The sequence below is a fragment of the Roseovarius sp. THAF27 genome (assembly GCF_009363655.1).
Classification (GTDB): Bacteria; Pseudomonadota; Alphaproteobacteria; order Rhodobacterales; family Rhodobacteraceae; genus Roseovarius.
In genome coordinates, this window is sequence record NZ_CP045393.1 from 3,880,119 (window position 1) to 3,897,802 (window position 17,684).

Annotated in this window: 15 protein-coding genes; 4 read left to right on the forward strand and 11 right to left on the reverse strand. The window is 65.6% G+C overall.

Annotation, left to right across the window (positions count from 1 at the left end; all coding sequences use genetic code 11):
- Positions 1–34: 34 nt before the first annotated feature.
- Entirely contained in the window at positions 35–1,768 is a 1,734-nt protein-coding gene (locus FIU89_RS19255) for a hydantoinase B/oxoprolinase family protein (protein ID WP_152494082.1), read from the reverse strand.
- Positions 1,765–3,822, reverse strand: coding sequence for a hydantoinase/oxoprolinase family protein (locus tag FIU89_RS19260; protein WP_152494083.1), 2,058 nt, complete (start codon positions 3,820–3,822; stop codon positions 1,765–1,767). The genes FIU89_RS19255 and FIU89_RS19260 overlap by 4 nt, the downstream gene beginning before the upstream one ends.
- Before the next feature lie 175 nt (positions 3,823–3,997).
- On the opposite strand from FIU89_RS19260, the gene mscL reads away from it, so the two are divergent.
- Both mscL and FIU89_RS19270 read left to right on the forward strand, forming a co-directional pair.
- Entirely contained in the window at positions 3,998–4,429 is a 432-nt protein-coding gene (gene mscL, locus FIU89_RS19265) for a large conductance mechanosensitive channel protein MscL (protein ID WP_152494084.1), read from the forward strand.
- Between the two features lie 155 nt (positions 4,430–4,584).
- Positions 4,585–6,369 (forward strand): SLC13 family permease, encoded by a 1,785-nt coding sequence (locus FIU89_RS19270; RefSeq protein WP_152494085.1) that lies wholly within the window; start codon positions 4,585–4,587, stop codon positions 6,367–6,369.
- Between the two features lie 112 nt (positions 6,370–6,481).
- Here FIU89_RS19270 and ald read toward each other — a convergent pair whose 3' ends face one another.
- The gene (ald, locus tag FIU89_RS19275) at positions 6,482–7,600 is read right to left on the reverse strand and encodes an alanine dehydrogenase (RefSeq protein ID WP_152494086.1); all 1,119 of its coding nucleotides are present in this window, start codon (positions 7,598–7,600) and stop codon (positions 6,482–6,484) included.
- Between the two features lie 135 nt (positions 7,601–7,735).
- Here ald and FIU89_RS19280 point away from each other — a divergent pair, with 135 nt between their 5' ends.
- Together FIU89_RS19280 and FIU89_RS19285 are read left to right on the forward strand one after the other, a co-directional pair.
- A complete protein-coding gene (locus FIU89_RS19280; RefSeq protein WP_152494087.1) occupies positions 7,736–8,194 on the forward strand; it encodes an Lrp/AsnC family transcriptional regulator in 459 nt (152 codons plus the stop codon).
- An 82-nt stretch (positions 8,195–8,276) separates the two neighbouring features.
- Positions 8,277–9,278, forward strand: coding sequence for a Hint domain-containing protein (locus FIU89_RS19285; RefSeq protein ID WP_152494088.1), 1,002 nt, complete (start codon positions 8,277–8,279; stop codon positions 9,276–9,278).
- A gap of 258 nt (positions 9,279–9,536) precedes the next feature.
- On the opposite strand, the gene pnp is transcribed toward FIU89_RS19285, so the two are convergent.
- From pnp to uvrC, 8 genes are all read right to left on the reverse strand, one after another.
- Entirely contained in the window at positions 9,537–11,672 is a 2,136-nt protein-coding gene (gene pnp / locus FIU89_RS19290) for a polyribonucleotide nucleotidyltransferase (protein WP_152494089.1), read from the reverse strand.
- Positions 11,673–11,871: 199 nt separating this feature from the next.
- Positions 11,872–13,113 (reverse strand): sodium:proton antiporter, encoded by a 1,242-nt coding sequence (locus FIU89_RS19295; RefSeq protein ID WP_057791744.1) that lies wholly within the window; start codon positions 13,111–13,113, stop codon positions 11,872–11,874.
- 296 nt (positions 13,114–13,409) lie between these two features.
- A complete protein-coding gene (locus FIU89_RS19300) occupies positions 13,410–13,706 on the reverse strand; it encodes a hypothetical protein (RefSeq protein WP_152494090.1) in 297 nt (98 codons plus the stop codon).
- Positions 13,707–13,841: 135 nt separating this feature from the next.
- The gene (locus tag FIU89_RS19305; RefSeq protein ID WP_152494091.1) at positions 13,842–14,132 is read right to left on the reverse strand and encodes an SCP2 sterol-binding domain-containing protein; all 291 of its coding nucleotides are present in this window, start codon (positions 14,130–14,132) and stop codon (positions 13,842–13,844) included.
- 75 nt (positions 14,133–14,207) lie between these two features.
- Positions 14,208–14,648 carry a molybdenum cofactor biosynthesis protein MoaE gene (locus FIU89_RS19310; RefSeq protein WP_152494092.1) on the reverse strand — a complete coding sequence of 147 codons (441 nt, stop codon included), beginning with the start codon at positions 14,646–14,648 and terminating at the stop codon, positions 14,208–14,210.
- Between the two features lie 4 nt (positions 14,649–14,652).
- Positions 14,653–14,898 (reverse strand): molybdopterin converting factor subunit 1, encoded by a 246-nt coding sequence (moaD, locus tag FIU89_RS19315; protein WP_152494093.1) that lies wholly within the window; start codon positions 14,896–14,898, stop codon positions 14,653–14,655.
- 3 nt (positions 14,899–14,901) lie between these two features.
- Positions 14,902–15,561, reverse strand: a complete 660-nt coding sequence (pgsA, locus tag FIU89_RS19320) for a CDP-diacylglycerol--glycerol-3-phosphate 3-phosphatidyltransferase (protein WP_152494094.1) — start codon at positions 15,559–15,561, stop codon at positions 14,902–14,904.
- 230 nt (positions 15,562–15,791) lie between these two features.
- Positions 15,792–17,675, reverse strand: coding sequence for an excinuclease ABC subunit UvrC (uvrC, locus tag FIU89_RS19325; protein WP_152494095.1), 1,884 nt, complete (start codon positions 17,673–17,675; stop codon positions 15,792–15,794).
- Between the last annotated feature and the right edge of the window lie 9 nt (positions 17,676–17,684).

The window sequence follows — 17,684 nt, forward strand, 5'->3', positions numbered from 1 at the left end:
CGCCGCACCGCGGCCCGTCGATGCACGGCCAGCCTCACCCCAGCCGCCGCTGCGTCGTCGCCACGTCATCCACGGCGCCGTCCTCGATGACCACACCAAAAAGCCGCTCCGCCTCCTCGACCGAGTAGCGGCCCAGCCGTACATCCGCGGCCACAAGCCCCGGATCCCGCTGCATCGGGTCGCCATACCCGCCGCCCCCGGGCGTTTTCACGCGCACCCGGTCGCCGGGACCAAGCGGAATGTCCTGCTCCTTCGACAGGTGCACAGGAGTATAGGGCACACCCGCCTGCCACACCGTCACCTCGTTGGGCGCGCCGTCGCCGCCGCCCATCGCGCCCTGCGGCCCGAACCGCCCGTGATCCATCACGAAGCTCGCCTTGGCCTGCCCGCGCCGCAACTCCAGCTCGTACTCCAGACCGAACCCGCCGCGCATCCGCCCGGCCCCGCCCGACCCTTCACGAAGTGCGTAACGGTGGTAAAGCACCGGGAAGGCCAGCTCCATGATCTCCACCGGCGGCGCCTTGGAAATGCCGATGGTGGAACAGCCGTTGCTCAGCCCGTCACCGTCCGCCCAGCCGCCATAGCCGCCGCCCGAGAGCTGGTACATCACGAAATCGCGCCCCTTCGCCGGATCGTGCCCGCCCAGCGCGAAGTTCCCGCTGGTTCCCGCCGGCGCCGCCGTCACCCGGTCGGGCAACGCCTGCACCAGCGCGGCAAACACCGCCTCCGCGATCCTTTGGCTGACCTCCGCCGCGCACCCCGACACCGGGCGCGGATACTGCGCATCCAGGAACGTGCCTTCGATGCCCACCACCTCCAGCGGCTCGAACGCGCCCGCGCTGATCGGCACGTCGGGAAAGACGTGCCGCATCGCCAGGTAGACCGAGCTCAGCGTCGTCGCCCGGACCGAGTTCATCGGCCCCAGGCACGGCGGCGCCGACCCGGTGAAATCGAATACCAGCCGGTCTTCTTGCCGCGTGACGGTCAGTCTTATTGCCAGAGGCGCATCGACAACCCCATCGCTGTCGATCCACGCAACGGCCTCGTACGCGCCTTCCGGTATTTCCCTAATGAACCGCCGCATCTGCTGCGCCGCTCGGGTCCGCAACTCCGCAATCGCGCCCTCCACCACGTCATCGCCATAGCGGTCCATCAGCGCGCCAAGCCGCTCGGCCCCAAGGTCCAGCGCCGCGGCCTGCGCCCGCACATCCCCGATCCGCTGGTCCGCCACGCGGATGTTGGAACATATGATGGAATAGATATCCGCATCCATCTGTCCCCGCTTGAACAGCTTCACCGGCGGCAGGCGCAGCCCCTCCTGCTCCACCGCCGTGGCACTGGCGGAAAAGCCTCCAGGCACCGCACCCCCGGTGTCAGGCCAATGCCCGGTATTCGACAGCCAGCAGTACAGCCGCTCGCCCCGATAGAACGGCCGCGCAAACCGCACGTCCATCAGATGCGTGCCGCCAAGATATGGATCGTTGACGATATAGATGTCTCCCGGCTCCGGCGCGCCCACGCGGCCCTCGCCGATCATCTCGATCAGGGTCGCCGTGGAATACTGCATCGTGCCGACGAACACCGGCAGGCCGCCCGCCCCCTGCGCAATCAGCGCGCCATCGGCAGCGGCATATATCCCGTCCGAACGGTCATTCGCCTCGGCGATCACCGGCGAGAACGCGGCCCGTGAAAACGCCAGGTCCATCTCGTCGCAGACCTGCTGCAACCCGGCCTGGATCACCGACAGGGTGATCGGATCCATCGTCATGACACGTCTCCCACCGCGATCAGGATGTTGCCATGCGCATCCCCCGTCGCCACGCAACCCGGCTCGATCAGCACTGTCGTGTCCATCTGTGCCACGATCCCCGGCCCTTCCAGCCGGAACTCCAGCGGCAGGTGATCGCGCCAGTAGACCGGCGTCTCGTGCCAGCCGTCCTCGAACCGCACCCGACGCGCCCCGGTCTGCGCCTCCTCCAGCGTCGCCTTGCGTCCGACTGGGTCCACCAGCGCCGACAAGTCCAGCGGCGCCCGTTCCCCGACGACCGAGCAATTGGCATTGACCACCTGCGCCCGGATCTCGGGCAACCTGACCTTGAAGCGCGCGAAATAGACATCCTCGAACAGCGCCTGCAGCTCCTCCGGCGTCACGTCCGGCCGCCCCAGCAGCACGCGCAACAGGTGGGTCTGCCCGACAAACTGCATGTCCACGCTGTAGACATGCCGCACCCCGGTCATCGCCACGCGCTCGCGGTCCAGCATCGCCTTGCCCGCCGCCGCCTGCTCGGCAAACACCCCGGCCAGCTCGCCCGCGTCCAGCGCATGAACGGGCCGGTTCACCGTCTGCACGAAATCATGCCGCAGGTCCGCCACCACGCAGCCCAGCGCGTTGGTGATCCCGGGCCGTGCGGGCACCAGCACGCGCGGCACACCCAGTTCCCGCGCCAGCGCGCAGGCGTGCAGCGGCCCCGCCCCGCCAAAGGCAAAGAGTGCGAAATCCCGCGGATCGGCCCCCAGCGACAGCGACACCATGCGAATGGCCCCCGCCATCTTGGTATTCGCCATGCGGATCACCGCCAGCGCCGCCTCGGTCACGTCCAACCCCAGCGGCTCGGCCAGGTCCCGGGCAAAGGCCTGCGCCACGTCGCCTGCCGCCACGGCGCCGGTCCTGGCCAGTCTGGCCGCGTCCAGCCGCCCCAGGATCAGGTTGGCGTCCGAAATCGTCGGCCGCGTCCCGCCCCGCCCGTAACAGATCGGGCCCGGATCGGCCCCGGCGCTTTCCGGTCCCACATCCAAGAGCCCCGCCGCGTTGACCTTCGCAATGGATCCGCCCCCGGCCCCCACCGTGCGCACGTCCACCATCGGCACGTGGATGGGCATGGCGTATTCGATCTCGATCTCGTGCGACACCGGTGGCTCCGTCCCCCGGATCAGCGCCACGTCGGTCGAGGTGCCGCCCATGTCATACGTAATCAGGTTCACCAACCCGGCCTGCCGCCCGGTATAGGCCGCCGCCATCACGCCCGAGGCCGGCCCCGACATCACCGTCTTCGCCGCCTCCCGCGCCACCAGCCGAGCCGACACCATGCCGCCATTGCCGTTCATGACCAGCACGTCGCGGTCATAGCCACCTTCCGACAGGCTGTCTGTCAAACGCTTCAAATAACGGTCCAGAATGGGCTGCACGCTCGCATTCACCGCCGCGGTCACGCCGCGTTCGTATTCCCGGCTTTCCTGCAAGATCGCATGGCCCAGGGTGATGTGCTCGTTGGGCCAGACCTCGGCGATGATCTCCCCAGCCCGCAGTTCGTGTCCGGGGTTGGCGTAGGCGTGCAGGAAATGCACCACCACCGCCTCGCATCCCTCGGCCAGCAGATGCGCCGCGGCGGCGCGCACCGCGTCCTCGTCCAGAGGCACCACCACGTCTCCGGCGGCATCCACCCGTTCCGGCACCTCGATCCGCAGGTCGCGCGGAATGATCGGCGTGAAAATCCCGGTCATGCCATAGGCTTGCGGCCGTGTCCGCCGCCCCAGTTCCAGCACGTCCCGAAAGCCCTGCGTCGTGATCAGCCCGGTCCGGCTCAGCTTGCGTTCCAGCACCGCATTCGTCGTCGTCGTGGTGCCATGCACGATCAGGTCAATCGCCGCCGGTTCCGTCTCGGCGTCCGCAAGTGCATGCATAACGCCCGACGCCTGGTTCTCCACCGTGGTCGGCACCTTCGCCAGCCTGACCCGCCCGCTCGCCGGATCAAGCTGCACAAGGTCGGTGAACGTCCCGCCCACGTCGATCCCCACGATCGTGCCATTCTGCCGGTCTGTCATCGTCGTCCCTTGCCTGCACCCAAAGGGACCGTCCGCGAGGGGTCGGCAAAAGTCAATCTCGGGGAGAGACCGCGCATCTTTCCCCAAACAAATCGTCACACTCTGTCATTAACTTGTGCTAATGGAACCTCCGGCAGAGGCGGCAACAGCCTCGTCACGGAAAGAGGACATTGAAATGCTTAGCGAATTCAAAGACTTCATTGCCCGCGGCAATGTCATGGACATGGCCGTCGGCATCATCATCGGCGCGGCCTTCACCGCCATCGTCTCGTCGATGGTGGCCGACCTGATCAACCCGATCATCGGTCTCTTCACCGGCGGGCTCGATTTCACCAACAACTATGTCGTCCTGTCCGGCGACGTGGCCGAGGGCGCCTCGCTCGACGCCGCGCGCGAGGCCGGCGCCGCCGTCTTCGCCTGGGGCGCCTTCGTCATGGCCGTGATCAACTTCCTGATCATCGCCTTCGTCGTGTTCATGCTGGTGCGCTACGTGAACAAGGTGAAAGACGCCGCCTTCAAGAAAAAGGAAGAAGCCCCCGAAGAGGCCCCCGGCCCCAACGAGATCGACTTGCTGATCGAGATCCGCGACGCCCTCAAGGCCCGCTAAGGCCACAGCCCGGAATCACCGTGTCTGGCGGGCTCTTGCGAAAGGGCTCGCCTGACGCAATTCGGCACCGCGCCGCTTCCTGCGCGAATCCCTCTGGTCATTGCGATCAACAGGCCTATGCTCCGCCGCAGAGTATCTCGTTCCAGGTTGTGGAAATGTACGACATTATCGGGGCCAACGCCCCTGTCATCGCGCTTGTCATCCTCGCGCTTCTCTTCGTCGCGTTCACCCTTGAAAAATACCCGCCAGAAGTGACCGCCACCGGGGCGGCCGCGCTCTTCATCATCTTGGGTCTCGTGCCCACCGACGAGGTGATGGACGTCTTTTCCAGCTCTGCTCCCATCACCATCGCCGCCATGTTCGTGGTGTCGGGCGCATTGGTCCGCACCGGCGTTCTGGACGCCATCGCCGGGCTTGTCATAGGCCGCGCCAGGGACCGGCCGATCCTGGCCATCGGCATCTTCATCTTCGCCACCATCGCCGCCTCGGCCTTCATCAACAACACGCCCGTGGTTCTGGTGCTGATCCCCGTGGTCATGCGCCTGGCCGGCAGCCTCGACATCGCCGCCACGCGCCTGCTTATTCCGCTTTCCTACGCCGCCGTTCTGGGCGGCACCTGCACGCTGATCGGCACCTCGACCAACCTGCTGGTCGACGGCGTCGCGCGCGAGGCCGGGCTGGAGCCCTTCTCGATCTTCGAAATCGCCCCTGTCGGCATTGCCGTCGCCATCGTCGGCGGCGCCGCGATGCTGCTCCTGGGGCGCTTCCTCCTGCCCGACCGGCGTTCGCACACCGAAGAGGCCGAAACATCCGAAACCGCCTTCCTGTCCGAGGTCACGGTCCTCGCGGAGTCCCCCATGATCGGGATGCGCCTGTCCGAGGTCGCCGCCTTCCAGCGCAACAGCATCCGCGTCACCGGCCTGCGCCGCGGCAGCCAGATCTTGCGGCGCGACCTGGCCGAACAGGTCATCGCCCGTGGCGATGCCGTCATCCTGCTCGCCCCCACCTCCGAGATCCTGACCTTCTCCGAAACGCCCGGCCTGCGCGTCGGCCTGCGCCGCTCGGTCGAGCTTGACCCCGAGGCCGATATCCGCGTCGCCGAGGCCATCGTCACCCCCTCGCGCCGCAGCACCGGCGTCCGCATCGCCGATCTTGCGCTGGGACGCCGGGCCGGGATGCGCGTTCTGGGCGCGTTCCGGGCCGGGCACATCGCCGGGGCCGACCTGTCCGGCGTGCGCCTGCGCCCCGCCGACAAGCTCCTGCTCGAAGGCACCGCCGAAGGCTTCGAGGAATTGCGCAAATCCGGCGATGTCGTCTCGGTCAGCGAACCCGGCGGTCGGGCCTTTCGCCGCAAGCAGGCTCCGGTCGCGATCCTGACGCTTCTGGGCATCGTCGGCCTTGCGGCCTTCGACATCATGCCCATCGGCATCCTCGCCCTTGTGGGCGTCGCCGCCATCCTCGTGCTGCGCTGCATCGACAGTGACGAGGCGTGGTCCTCCATCGACGGCTCCATCCTCGTGCTGATCTTCGCCATGCTGATCGTCGGCGCCGGGCTGGACCATACCGGCGCGGTGGAATTGCTGGTCGCCGCCCTTGCCCCGTGGCTGGACGGCCTGCCCCCGTTCCTGACCCTCCTGGCGATCTACGCGGTCGGCTCGATCCTGACCGAAGTCGTGACCAACAACGCCGTCGCCGTCATCTTCACGCCCATCGTCGTGGCGCTGGCCAGCCAGCTGGGCGTCGATCCCCGCGCCTTCGTCGTCGCGGTCATGTTCTCGGCCAGCGCCAGCTTCGCCACGCCCATCGGGTACCAGACCAACACGCTGGTCTATGGCGCGGGCAACTACCGCTTCACCGATTTTCTCAAGGTCGGCGTGCCGATGAACATCATCGTCGGCGTGACCGCGACACTGGCGATCAGCATCTTCTTTCCGCTCTGACGCACCCGTCCGCCGACAACAGGAAAGGGGCCGCCCCGGCGGGCAGCCCCCTGATCATACCTGCCGGGCCTGGCCCGGAACCTCGTAGGGTGGGTGAAAACCCACCCATGCCCTACCCCTTGACCACCATCTGCGGCGAGATCACGTCGATCCCCAGCGCCTTGCCGACGGCGAAATAGGTCAGCTGTCCGGCATGGACGTTCAAGCCGTTCAGCAGATGCGGATCGTCGGCACAGGCCTGTTTCCAGCCCTTGTCCGCCAGCGCCAGCATGAACGGCATCGTCGCGTTGCCTAGCGCAATGGTCGAGGTCCGCGCCACGGCGCCCGGCATGTTGGCGACGCAGTAATGCATGATCCCGTCCACGTCATAGATCGGGTCGGCATGGGTGGTCGCCTTCGAGGTCTCGAAACATCCGCCCTGGTCGATGGCCACGTCCACCAGCACCGCACCCGGCTTCATCTCCGCGAACTGCGCGCGGCGAACCAGCTTGGGCGCCTCGGCCCCGGGGATCAGCACCGCGCCGATCACCATGTCGGCCTGGGTCAGATGCTCGGCCAGCAGACCTTGCGAGGAATACCCGGTGTTGAACGTCCCGCCGAATACGTCATCGAGATAGCGCAGACGCGGCAGCGAACGGTCCAGCACGGTCACGTCCGCGCCCATGCCGGCGGCGATCTTGGCGGCATGCGTCCCCACGACGCCACCACCGATCACCAGCACCTTGGCCGGGCCCACGCCGGGCACGCCGCCCATCAGCACACCGCGCCCGCCATTGGCCTTCTGCAGCGTATAGGCCCCCACCTGCGGCGCCAGCCGGCCCGCGACCTCGGACATCGGCGCCAGCAGAGGCAGCCCGCCGCGCTCGTCCGTCACCGTCTCATAGGCAATCGCGGTACAGCCGCTCGCCATCAGATCCTTCGTTTGCTCGGGGTCGGGCGCCAGGTGCAGATAGGTGAACAGCAATTGTCCCTCGCGCAGCATCTTGCGCTCGCCCGCCTGCGGTTCCTTGACCTTCACGATCATGTCGGCGGTGGCGAACACCTCTTCCGCCGTGTCGATGATCTGGGCTCCGGCGGCGACATAATCCGCATCCTCGAACCCCGCGCCCTTCCCGGCGCCGGCCTGGATGATGACCTCGTGCCCATGGGCCACGGCCTCTCCGGCGGCGTTGGGGGTCATCCCCACGCGGAATTCCTGCGGTTTGATCTCTGTCGGGCATCCGATTTTCATGTCGCACTCCTCTTTGCGCTATAGACTAGAATACAGCCGCTCCATTGAAAGGGGTTTGATATTTTGCCCGACACTGCGGTAAGTGACGGAATATTCTTCGAACAATGGCCCCAAAATGCACAGGATCTGCCCCGAATGACCCTCGACACGATGGATCGTCGCCTGCTTGGCGTGCTACAGAAACGCGGCCGCATCTCCAATGCCGACCTGGCCGAGGCGGTCAACCTGTCGCCGTCGGCCTGTCATCGCCGGGTGCAACGGCTGGAAACCGAAGGATACATCAAGGGCTATGTCGCCCTTTTGGATCCGCGCCGCATGGGCGTGCCCACCACCGTCTTTGTCGAGATCACGCTGACGACCCAGGCCGACGACGTGCTGGACGCGTTCGAGACAGCCGTCGCCCGCATCCCCGACGTGCTGGAATGCCACCTGACGGCGGGCACCGCCGACTACATCCTGAAGCTGGTGGTCGAGGACACCGAGGATTTCGCCCGCATCCACCGCCAGTACCTCACCCGCCTGCCCGGCGTGGCCACCATGCAATCCAGCTTTGCGCTGCGCACGGTGCTGCAAACCACGGCCCTGCCGGTTTGATTTGAATCCAACGTATTTTCCTTTCGGTAATCAACATTCTATTAGACTCTTGACGTGATGCTCGCCCCTCGGAGTGGCGGGCATGACAAAGACGTTTTACGGCATAGACAACGAATTCGCGGTCGCGACCGGGTCGAACGTCAATGACTCGCCCGGGCAATCGTCCTTCGACTATCCGCCCAACAGCTCACGGGACCTGATCGTCACCTCGAACGCGGGCGACAGCGACCCCAACCTGTTCGAACTGGGCGAAACTTACGATGTCCAGTATTCCGGCCCCGGCGGCACGCATCTGCTCGACGACGCGGTCGTGATCCGCAGCGACCCGGCCCCGGGCGATGGCGGCATCATCGTATTCGAAGGGGCGAATGGCAACGGCGACCCGGCTCAAGTCGTTTGGTCGCCTGATTTCGACCTCGAAACCTGGTATTTCGACAACTTCACAAACGGCCAGCCGCCCAAGTTCTTCGCGTCGGACCAGAACACCAGCTATACCCACACGGTCAATTGCTTCGCCGCCGGCACGTTGCTTGAAACCCCGTCCGGCCCCCGCCCTGTCGAGCATCTGCGCCCAAATGATCGGGTCCTGACTCGCAACGACGGGGCTCGGCGCATCCTCTGGACAGGCGCGCGCACCATGCCCGGCGACGGGCCCGCCTGTCCGGTCCGCTTCGTCCCCGGCATTCTTGGCAACACCCGCCCCCTGCGCCTGTCACAGCAGCATCGCGTCGCGATCCGCTCGTGGAAGGCCGAACTGCTCTTCGGCACGCCAGAGGTCCTTGTGCCCGCCAAGGCGCTGGTGGGCCAGCCCGGCATCACCTTCGCGCCCTGCCGCTCCGTGACTTATGTTCACCTTCTGCTGGAGGATCACCAGCTTGTCCTGGCCGAGGGCGGCGCGCCCTGCGAAACCATCCTGCCCGGCGTGATGACCGAGCAATGGCTGATCAAGGATGCCGCCGCAATCCATCGCGCCGCGGGCACCGCGCCCTATCGTGCGGCGCTGCCCATCCTGACCTACCGCGAGGCACGCTGCGTCGTGGGCACGCGCGGTGTCATCCGCCCGCCCGCCGCCGTGCTGTTCTGAACGCTGCATACATTGTAAGGACCCCGGCACATTTGCCGGGGTCCTTTCCGGCGCGCCTGATCCGTGAGTGACGGCGTCGCCAGATACCCATCCGGGTCCCCCCCTTGTCGCGGTCGGGAGGTTGCGCGGTATATGCGCAAAAACCCCGGCTTTGGCCCGTATGGAAAACCTTACCTTTGGCTGTGACGTCACGTCAGTTTCCCACGAAAAAACCCCGGTGTCGCCACCGGGGTTCTCGATCTTGCGAAACCGGCGGATTTACTCTTCCGCGGGTTCTTCTTTCTTGGCTTCCTCGCCGGTCTCCTGGTCGACGACCTTCATCGACAGGCGCACCTTGCCGCGATCGTCAAAGCCCAGCAGCTTGACCCACACATCCTGGCCTTCTTTCAGAACGTCCGAGGGGTGGTTCAGGCGGCGGTTCTCGATCTGGCTGACATGCACCAGGCCGTCGCGCTTGCCGAAGAAGTTCACAAAGGCGCCGAAGTCCACGATCTTGACAACCGTACCCTTGTAGATCTTGCCTTCCTCCGGCTCCGCCACGATCGAGTGGATCATGTCGTACGCCTTCTGTATGGCCTCGCCGTTGGGCGACGCGATCTTGATGACACCCTCGTCGTTGATGTCGACCTTCGCGCCCGACACCTCGACGATCTCGCGGATCACCTTGCCGCCCGACCCGATCACTTCGCGGATCTTGTCGGTCGGGATCTGCATGGTCTCGATGCGCGGTGCGTGAACCGAGAAATCACCGGCTTCCGACAGGGCCTTGCCCATCTCGCCCAGGATATGCAACCGGCCGGCTTTCGCCTGCTCCAGTGCCTTTTCCATGATCTCCGGCGTGATGCCCGCGACCTTGATGTCCATCTGCAGCGACGTGATACCGGCTTCGGTCCCCGCCACCTTGAAGTCCATGTCGCCCAGGTGATCCTCGTCGCCCAGGATGTCGGTCAGGATGCCGTAGGACCCGTCGTCTTCCAGGACCAGGCCCATGGCCACACCGGCCACCGGCGCCTTCAGCGGCACACCGGCGTCCATCATGGACAAGGATCCACCGCAAACCGACGCCATCGACGACGAGCCGTTGGACTCGGTGATCTCGCTGACGACCCGGATCGTGTAGGGGAAATCCGTCGCCGCCGGCAGAACCGCCTGCAACGCACGCCACGCCAGCTTGCCGTGACCGATCTCGCGCCGTCCCGGAGGGCCCACGCGCCCCGCTTCACCGACCGAGTAGGGCGGGAAGTTATAGTGCAGCAGGAAGTTCGAGCGGAAGTTGCCGTGCAGCGCGTCGATGATCTGCTCATCGTCGCCGGTGCCCAGCGTGGTCACGACCAGGCCTTGCGTCTCGCCCCGCGTGAACAGGGCCGAGCCATGCGTCCGCGGCAGAAGCCCGGTTTCGCACACGATCGGGCGCACCTCGTCCAGGCTGCGGCCGTCGATCCGCTTGCCCGACTTCACGATGTCACCGCGCAGGATCGACGCTTCCAGCTTCTTCAGCGCCGAGCCGAGGTTCGCATCCTCAAGCTGCTCTTCGGACAGCGACGCCTTGATCTCTTCCTTGGCGGCCGAAACGGCACTCGTGCGTTCCTGCTTGTCCTGGATCTTGTAGGCCGCGGCCAGCTTGTCTTCGCCCGCCGCCTTCACGGCCTCGTACAGGTCGCTGTAATCCGGCGGCTGGAAGTCGAACGGTTCCTTGGCGGCGTCTTCCGCCAGGTCGATGATCATGTCGATCACCGGCTGGATCTGCTGATGCGCAAAGTTCACCGCGCCCAGCATTTCCTCTTCGGTCAGCTCGTACGCTTCCGATTCCACCATCATCACGGCACCCTTCGTGCCCGCAACCACCAGGTCGAGCCGCTGCTCGGGGTTGTTGCGCAGGTCGTGCATGTCTTCGACCTCGGGGTTCAACACGTACTCGCCATCGCTGAAACCGACGCGGCAGCCCGCGATCGGCCCCATGAAGGGCGCGCCCGAAATGGTCAGCGCGGCGCTGGCCGCGATCATCGCCACCATGTCCGGGTCGTTGACCAGGTCGTGGCTCAGCACGGTGCACATCACCAGCACTTCGTTCTTGAAACCCGGAACGAACAGCGGGCGGATCGGACGGTCGATCAGGCGCGCGGTCAGGGTTTCCTTTTCCGTGGGCCGTGCCTCACGCTTGAAAAAGCCGCCGGGCACCTTGCCCGCGGAATAATATTTCTCCTGGTAGTGAACGGTCAGCGGAAAGAAATCCTGACCTTCACGCGGGGCTTTTGCAAAGGTCACGTTCGCCATGACCGAGGTTTCCCCGTAGGTGGCGATGACCGAGCCATCCGCCTGACGGGCAACCTTGCCCGTTTCCAGTGTCAGCGTATCCTCGCCCCACTGGATCGATTTTTTCACTTCTTTGAACATCTATCGTTTCCTAGCTGGAGGCCCTCCCGGGCGTATCCCGGGTCCTCCGTTACATTGGTGGCCCCATTGCCACCGACCCCTCCATCATCTCATGCGCCGGGGTCTAAGGCGTCACGTTTCAGATGAGTGCGCCCATACAGCAGATTTGCGTCAATTGAAAGCCGCGATGTCCCGGCCCGATCTTTCGCCGCCCGGGCCGTCAATCCTCGATCCGGCGCATCGCCCAGTTGACGCTGAAGCCATGCAGGATCGTGGACAGCAGGATGACCAACCCGACCAGCGACCAAAGCTCGCGCTCGTTCACGAAATCCATGTGGGTCATCGCGTAGCACAGGTAATAGATCGAGCCGATCCCGCGCACCCCGTAGACGGCCACCACCGCCCGGTCCCGGTGCGGCATATGCGACCCGATCAAGCTCAGCCACCCCGAAACGGGCCGGATGATCAGGATCAGGACCAGCGCGATGACCACATGACGCCAGGTCAGGTCGGCCAGAACCAGCGGCAGGACCGACCCCAGCGCGACCAGCAACAGCGCGGTCAGCGCGTGTTCGATCGATTCCGTGAAATCATGCAGGCGCCGGTGAAACCGGTGGTCCTTTTCCTCTCGCCGCAGGGTCAGCCCCATCGCAGCGACGGCGATGAACCCGTAGCCTTCCAGCAATTCCGTCGACCCATAGCACAACAGCACCCCGGCCAGGGCCAGCACCCCCGATCCGGTGTCGGCCAGCGGCGCGTTCCGCGGCACCGAGAACAGCACGAACGCAAGAACGCGGCCGCCGGCCCATCCGGCAACGGTTCCGACAGCGATGCGATAGACCACGTCCCAGACCAGCCAGTCCAGCGCCCATGCGCTCGGGTTCAGGCCCTCGGCGGCCACGACCAGGCCCAGATAAACAAACGGAAACGCCAGCCCGTCGTTCAGCCCCGCCTCGGTCGTCAGGGTAAAGCGCACGGGATGCTCCCGGCCTTCCTGTGGCGGGCCGACCTGCACATCGGCCGCCAGCACCGGATCGGTGGGCGCGATGACCGCCCCCAGCAGAATGGCCCCGGCCACGGTCAGGCCCTCCAGGCTGACGCCAAGCAGTGCCACGGCGGCGATGGTCAACGGCATGGCAATGCCCAGCATCCGCGCCGTCGGGCTCCATTTGCGCCAGGGGCTGATCGTGTCGATCCGCATCCCCGTCCCGAACAGCGCCACGATCACGGCCAGTTCGCTCATCCTCTCCCAAAGCAGCGGCGCTTCGCGCGGGTCGGGCATGAAGGCCGCGGCGGGTATCAGCATCGCGGCCCCGGCCCCGAACAGGATCATCAGCGGCGCAAAGACCGGCTCTGCGCGAGACACAAGCCGCGGCAGCCATTGCGCGCTGATGACGATCAAGCCGATCACGGCCAGCGCGATGTGATAGGGGTCGAGGGCGAAGAAGGAATCCGAGTCCATGGGCGCTTTTAATCGTTTGGAATCGTCACGTAAGACCGGATGTCACTTAGCCCCATAGGCCACCACTGCAAGGCCGCCCGGGGCCTCGGCACGAGGTGCGCTTGCCCGCAGTGCCCAAATGCTCACGAACAGTCGATCCCGACCGGCCGGACAAGGGCGCTGATGGACGTGTATGCCGCAAGACTCCCCCCAAGGTCCTCGGACGCGTCCCGCGCTGCGTCAACGCCGGTTCACCGGACCCGGTCAAGCGCGGCAAGGTCTGCAACCGCAGGCCGCGCCGGCAGAAGCCCCGATGGTTATTGCGTCGGCGTGTCCGGCAGCGATCCGAATACCTCTTCGGCCAGAACTTCGCCCGACAGGCTCAGGCGTTTCTGTCCGCCCGGGTCTTCCTCGACCTCCAGCCAGACCTTCTCGCCATCCAGCTCGACGTAAAAGCGCCACTCGTCATGCTCGATACTCGCAATCGCGTCTTCGGGCCTCAGTTGCCACGGCGACTTGCCAAAGAATTTCTTCACGTATCCACCGAGTTGCCGGATATCCGCCCCCGGTTCCGCCGACGTCTTCGCCCAGGTCACCTGTGCCGGTACTGCCATCGCATAAACTCCCTCCAGAGAGGTAAATGCTAGCACGGTTTACAAATTTGTCACGACTCGTCGGAAATGCCGCGCGGCTCCGGCCCGGTCCCAGGGCCAGCGGGTCCGCCGCTCGCGTCATTTTCGGACCATCACCTACCCGGTCAGGATCCCGCTCACCTTCAGCGCCCGCTGTGCGTTTCCCTCGACCTTCAGTTTGCCCGACATATAAGCCATCACCGGGTTCTGCTCGCCCGACAGAATGTTGCGAAAGACCGCGTCGCTGGCCATCAGCACCACGTCCGCCGCCTCGTCGCCCGCGCGCGCGCCCGTCTCGTCCAGCATCACGCTGCCCGCGCCCTCGATCACCAGCTTCGCGGTGCCGCGAATGGCCCCCTTCGCCTTGGGGTCCAGCGTCTCGACATAGCTCTCGATGATCTCGTTCATGGAATGACGCGCCTTTCACGTATGATGCGCAAAGCTCTCCACGCAGGGCCTGCCCCGGTCAACGAGAACCTTGCGTCACCAGCGGCCCAGCGCGTCCTCGTCTTCGTCCTTGGCTTCTACCCAATCGGCCCCGTCGCGCGTCACTTCCTTCTTCCAGAACGGCGCGCGCGACTTCAGGTAATCCATCAGGAACTCCGCCGCCTGGAACGCATCGGCCCGATGCGGCGAGGACGTGGCCACCATCATGATCATCTCGTCCGGTTTCAACGCGCCATGGCGGTGAATCACCAGCACATCCCCCAGGTTCCAGCGCGTCCGCGCCTCCTCGGCGATCCCGGCCAGCGCCTTTTCGGTCATGCCGGGGTAATGCTCGATCTGCATCGCCTCCAGGCCCGGGGCGATGTCCCGCACGATCCCGGTGAAGCTGACGACAGCGCCCATGCCGCTTTGCCGCGCGGCGAACGCATTCACCTCTTCGCCAAGATCGAACGCCGCGTCCTGCACCCGGATATCCAAGGCCTCAGCCTCCCGTCATCGGCGGAAAGAACGCCACCTCGCGCACGCCCGCCAGCGGCGCATCGAAATCCGCCAGTTCCTGGTCCACCGCCACGCGCAGCGCGTCCAGATCGGCAAAGGCCGCCTCGTAGCGCGCCTCGCGCGCCCGCAATTCCTCGACCAGGTCCCGCACCGTCGCGGCGCCGGTCTCGACCTTGTCCTTGGGCCGCCCGATCCGTTCACGGACCCATGCGAAATACAAAACGTCCATCGCTCAATCCCTCAGATAGGGCGTCGCCTTGCGGAAGTAATCGACACCCGTGATCAGCGTCAGCGCCGCCGCGATCCACAGCAGCCACAGCCCCGCGTGCGACGCGATCACCATGCCCTGGAACTTCCAGCGCAGGCCCATCAGGTCCTCTTCGCGGCCCGCCAGCACATCGGCCACCAGCGCCTCGTCCATGCCCATGCTGGACATGCCGAAATAATGCTCGAAAACGCCCTGCGCGAACAGCACCGCAATCGCCACCATCTGCAACGTGGTCTTCCACTTGGCCAGCTTGGTGACTTTCAGCGTTCCCGCCGTGTCGCCCAGGTATTCCCGCAGGCCCGACACGAACACTTCGCGAAACAGGATCATCGTCGCCGGCAGCACCAGCCACGGCGACATCGACGAATAGCCCAGGATCACCGCCAGCGCGATCACCACCATCGCCTTGTCGGCGATCGGGTCCAGCATCGTGCCCAGCTTGGTGGTCTGCTTCCACAACCGCGCCAGATAGCCGTCGAACCAGTCGGTCACCGCCGCACTGACGAACAGCACCAGCGCGAACCAATCCGCCCAGGGCCGGTGAAAGTACAGAAACATCACCGCCACCGCCGGCGCCGCCAGCAGCCTCAGCACGGTCAACACGTTGGGAATATTCCACGTCATGCGATTGTATCTAGTGCGAACCGCCCCCGTCCGAAAGCCCCGAATCCCAGAACCGGGCGCAGTGCTTTTTCTTGCGGTAAATACTCCGGGGAGCGCGAGGGGCTGGCCCCTCGCATAAAACCTGTAGCGCGAGGGGCTGGCCCCTCGTATCAAACCTGCAGCGCGAGGGGCTGGCTCCTCGCATCAAACCTGCGGCGCGAGGGGCTGGCCCCTCGCTTCCCGCCAGCCCCTCAGCCCTTCTCGTGGAAATGGTCATAGACCTTCTGCGCCAGCGCCGCCGACACGCCCTCGACCGCCTTCAGATCGGCCAGGTTCGCGCGGCTCACCGCCTTCGCGGACCCGAAATGCGCCAGGAGCGCCCGCTTGCGCGCCGCACCCACCCCCGCGATCTCGTCCAGGGGCGAGGCACTCACCGCCTTGGTGCGCTTGGCCCGGTGCGTGCCGATGGCGAACCTGTGCGCCTCGTCGCGCAGCCGCTGGATGAAATACAGAACCGGATCGTTGTGGCGCAGCGCCATCGGCCGCTTGCCCATCCGGTGGAACTCTTCCTTGCCGGCGTCCCGGTCCAGCCCCTTGGCCACGCCCACCATCGGCAGGTCGCGCACGCCCATCTCCTGCATGATCGAATGCACCGCACTCACCTGCCCCTGCCCGCCGTCAATGAGCAGCAGGTCCGGCCACAGCCCCTTGTCGCGGTCCGGGTCCTCCTTGATCAGCCGCTTCAGCCGCCGCGTCAGGACCTCCTTCATCATCCCGAAATCGTCCCCGGGGGTCAGCTCGTCGCCGCGGATGTTGAACTTGCGATACTGGTTCTTCATCAGCCCCTCGGGCCCCGCCACGATCATCGCGCCCACCGCGTGCGCCCCCTGGATGTGGCTGTTGTCGTAAACCTCGATCCGCTCCGGCGGGGCCGGCAGGTCGAACGCCTCCGCCACGCCCTTCAGCAGCTTGGCCTGCGTCGCACTCTCACTCATCTTCCGCGCCAGGCTCTCCCGCGCATTCCGCAGTGCGGCCTCGACCAGTTCAGCCTTCTCGCCCTTCTGCGGCACTAGCAATGCCACCTTGCGCCCCAGCTTGCCGGTCAAGGCCTCGGCCATTAGGTCGGGGTTTTCGATCTCGTGGCTCAGGATGATCTGCCTTGCGGGGTCCTTGGTGTCATAGAACTGGCCCAGAAACGCCTCCAGCACTTCCGCCTCGGCCACGTCCGCGCCGACGCGCGGATAGAAATCCTTGTTGCCCCAGTTCTGCCCGGCGCGGATGAAAAACACCTGCACACAGGCCTGCCCCTTCTCCAGGTGCAGCGCCACCAAATCCGCCTCGCCCACCGTGCGCGGGTTGATCCCCTGCGCCGTCTGCACCTGCGTCAGCGCCTTGATCCGGTCGCGCAACGCCGCGGCGCGCTCGAACTCCATCGCCGCGCTGGCCTCCTGCATGTCGGCGGCCAGCTTCTCCTGTATCTCGGTCGACCGTCCCGACAGGTAGCGCTGCGCGTCCTTCACCTGCGCGGCATAGTCCTCCTTCGAGATATACCCCACGCACGGCGCGGTGCAGCGCTTGATCTGGTATTGCAGGCAGGGCCGCGTGCGGCTCTCGAACTGCGTGTCGCTGCAATTGCGCAGCTGGAACACCCGCTGCAACTGACCCAGCGTCCGGTTCACAGCCCCCGCGCTGGCAAAGGGGCCATAATACTGCCCCTTCTCCTTCTTCGCGCCGCGATGCTTCTTGATCATCGGAAAGTCGTGGCCCGTCACCAGGATATTCGGGAACGACTTGTCGTCGCGCAAAAGCACGTTGTAGCGCGGCTTCAACTGCTTGATCAGGTTCTGTTCCAGCAGCAGCGCCTCGGTCTCGGTCGCCGTGGTCAGGAACATCATCGACGCGGTTTCCGCGATCATCCGCGCGATCCGCGGCGTGTGGCCCGTGGGCCGCGAATAGCTCGACACGCGCGCCTTCAGGTTCCGCGCCTTGCCGACATACAGAACCTGGGATTGCGCCCCCAGCATACGATAGACCCCAGGCGAACCGTCCAGGGTTTTCAGGTAGGACTGGATCACCTTGTGCCCGGTTTCCGGGGCGGCAACGCCGTCCGAGTCGCTGTTCGTGTTGTTAATCATTCGTTAACG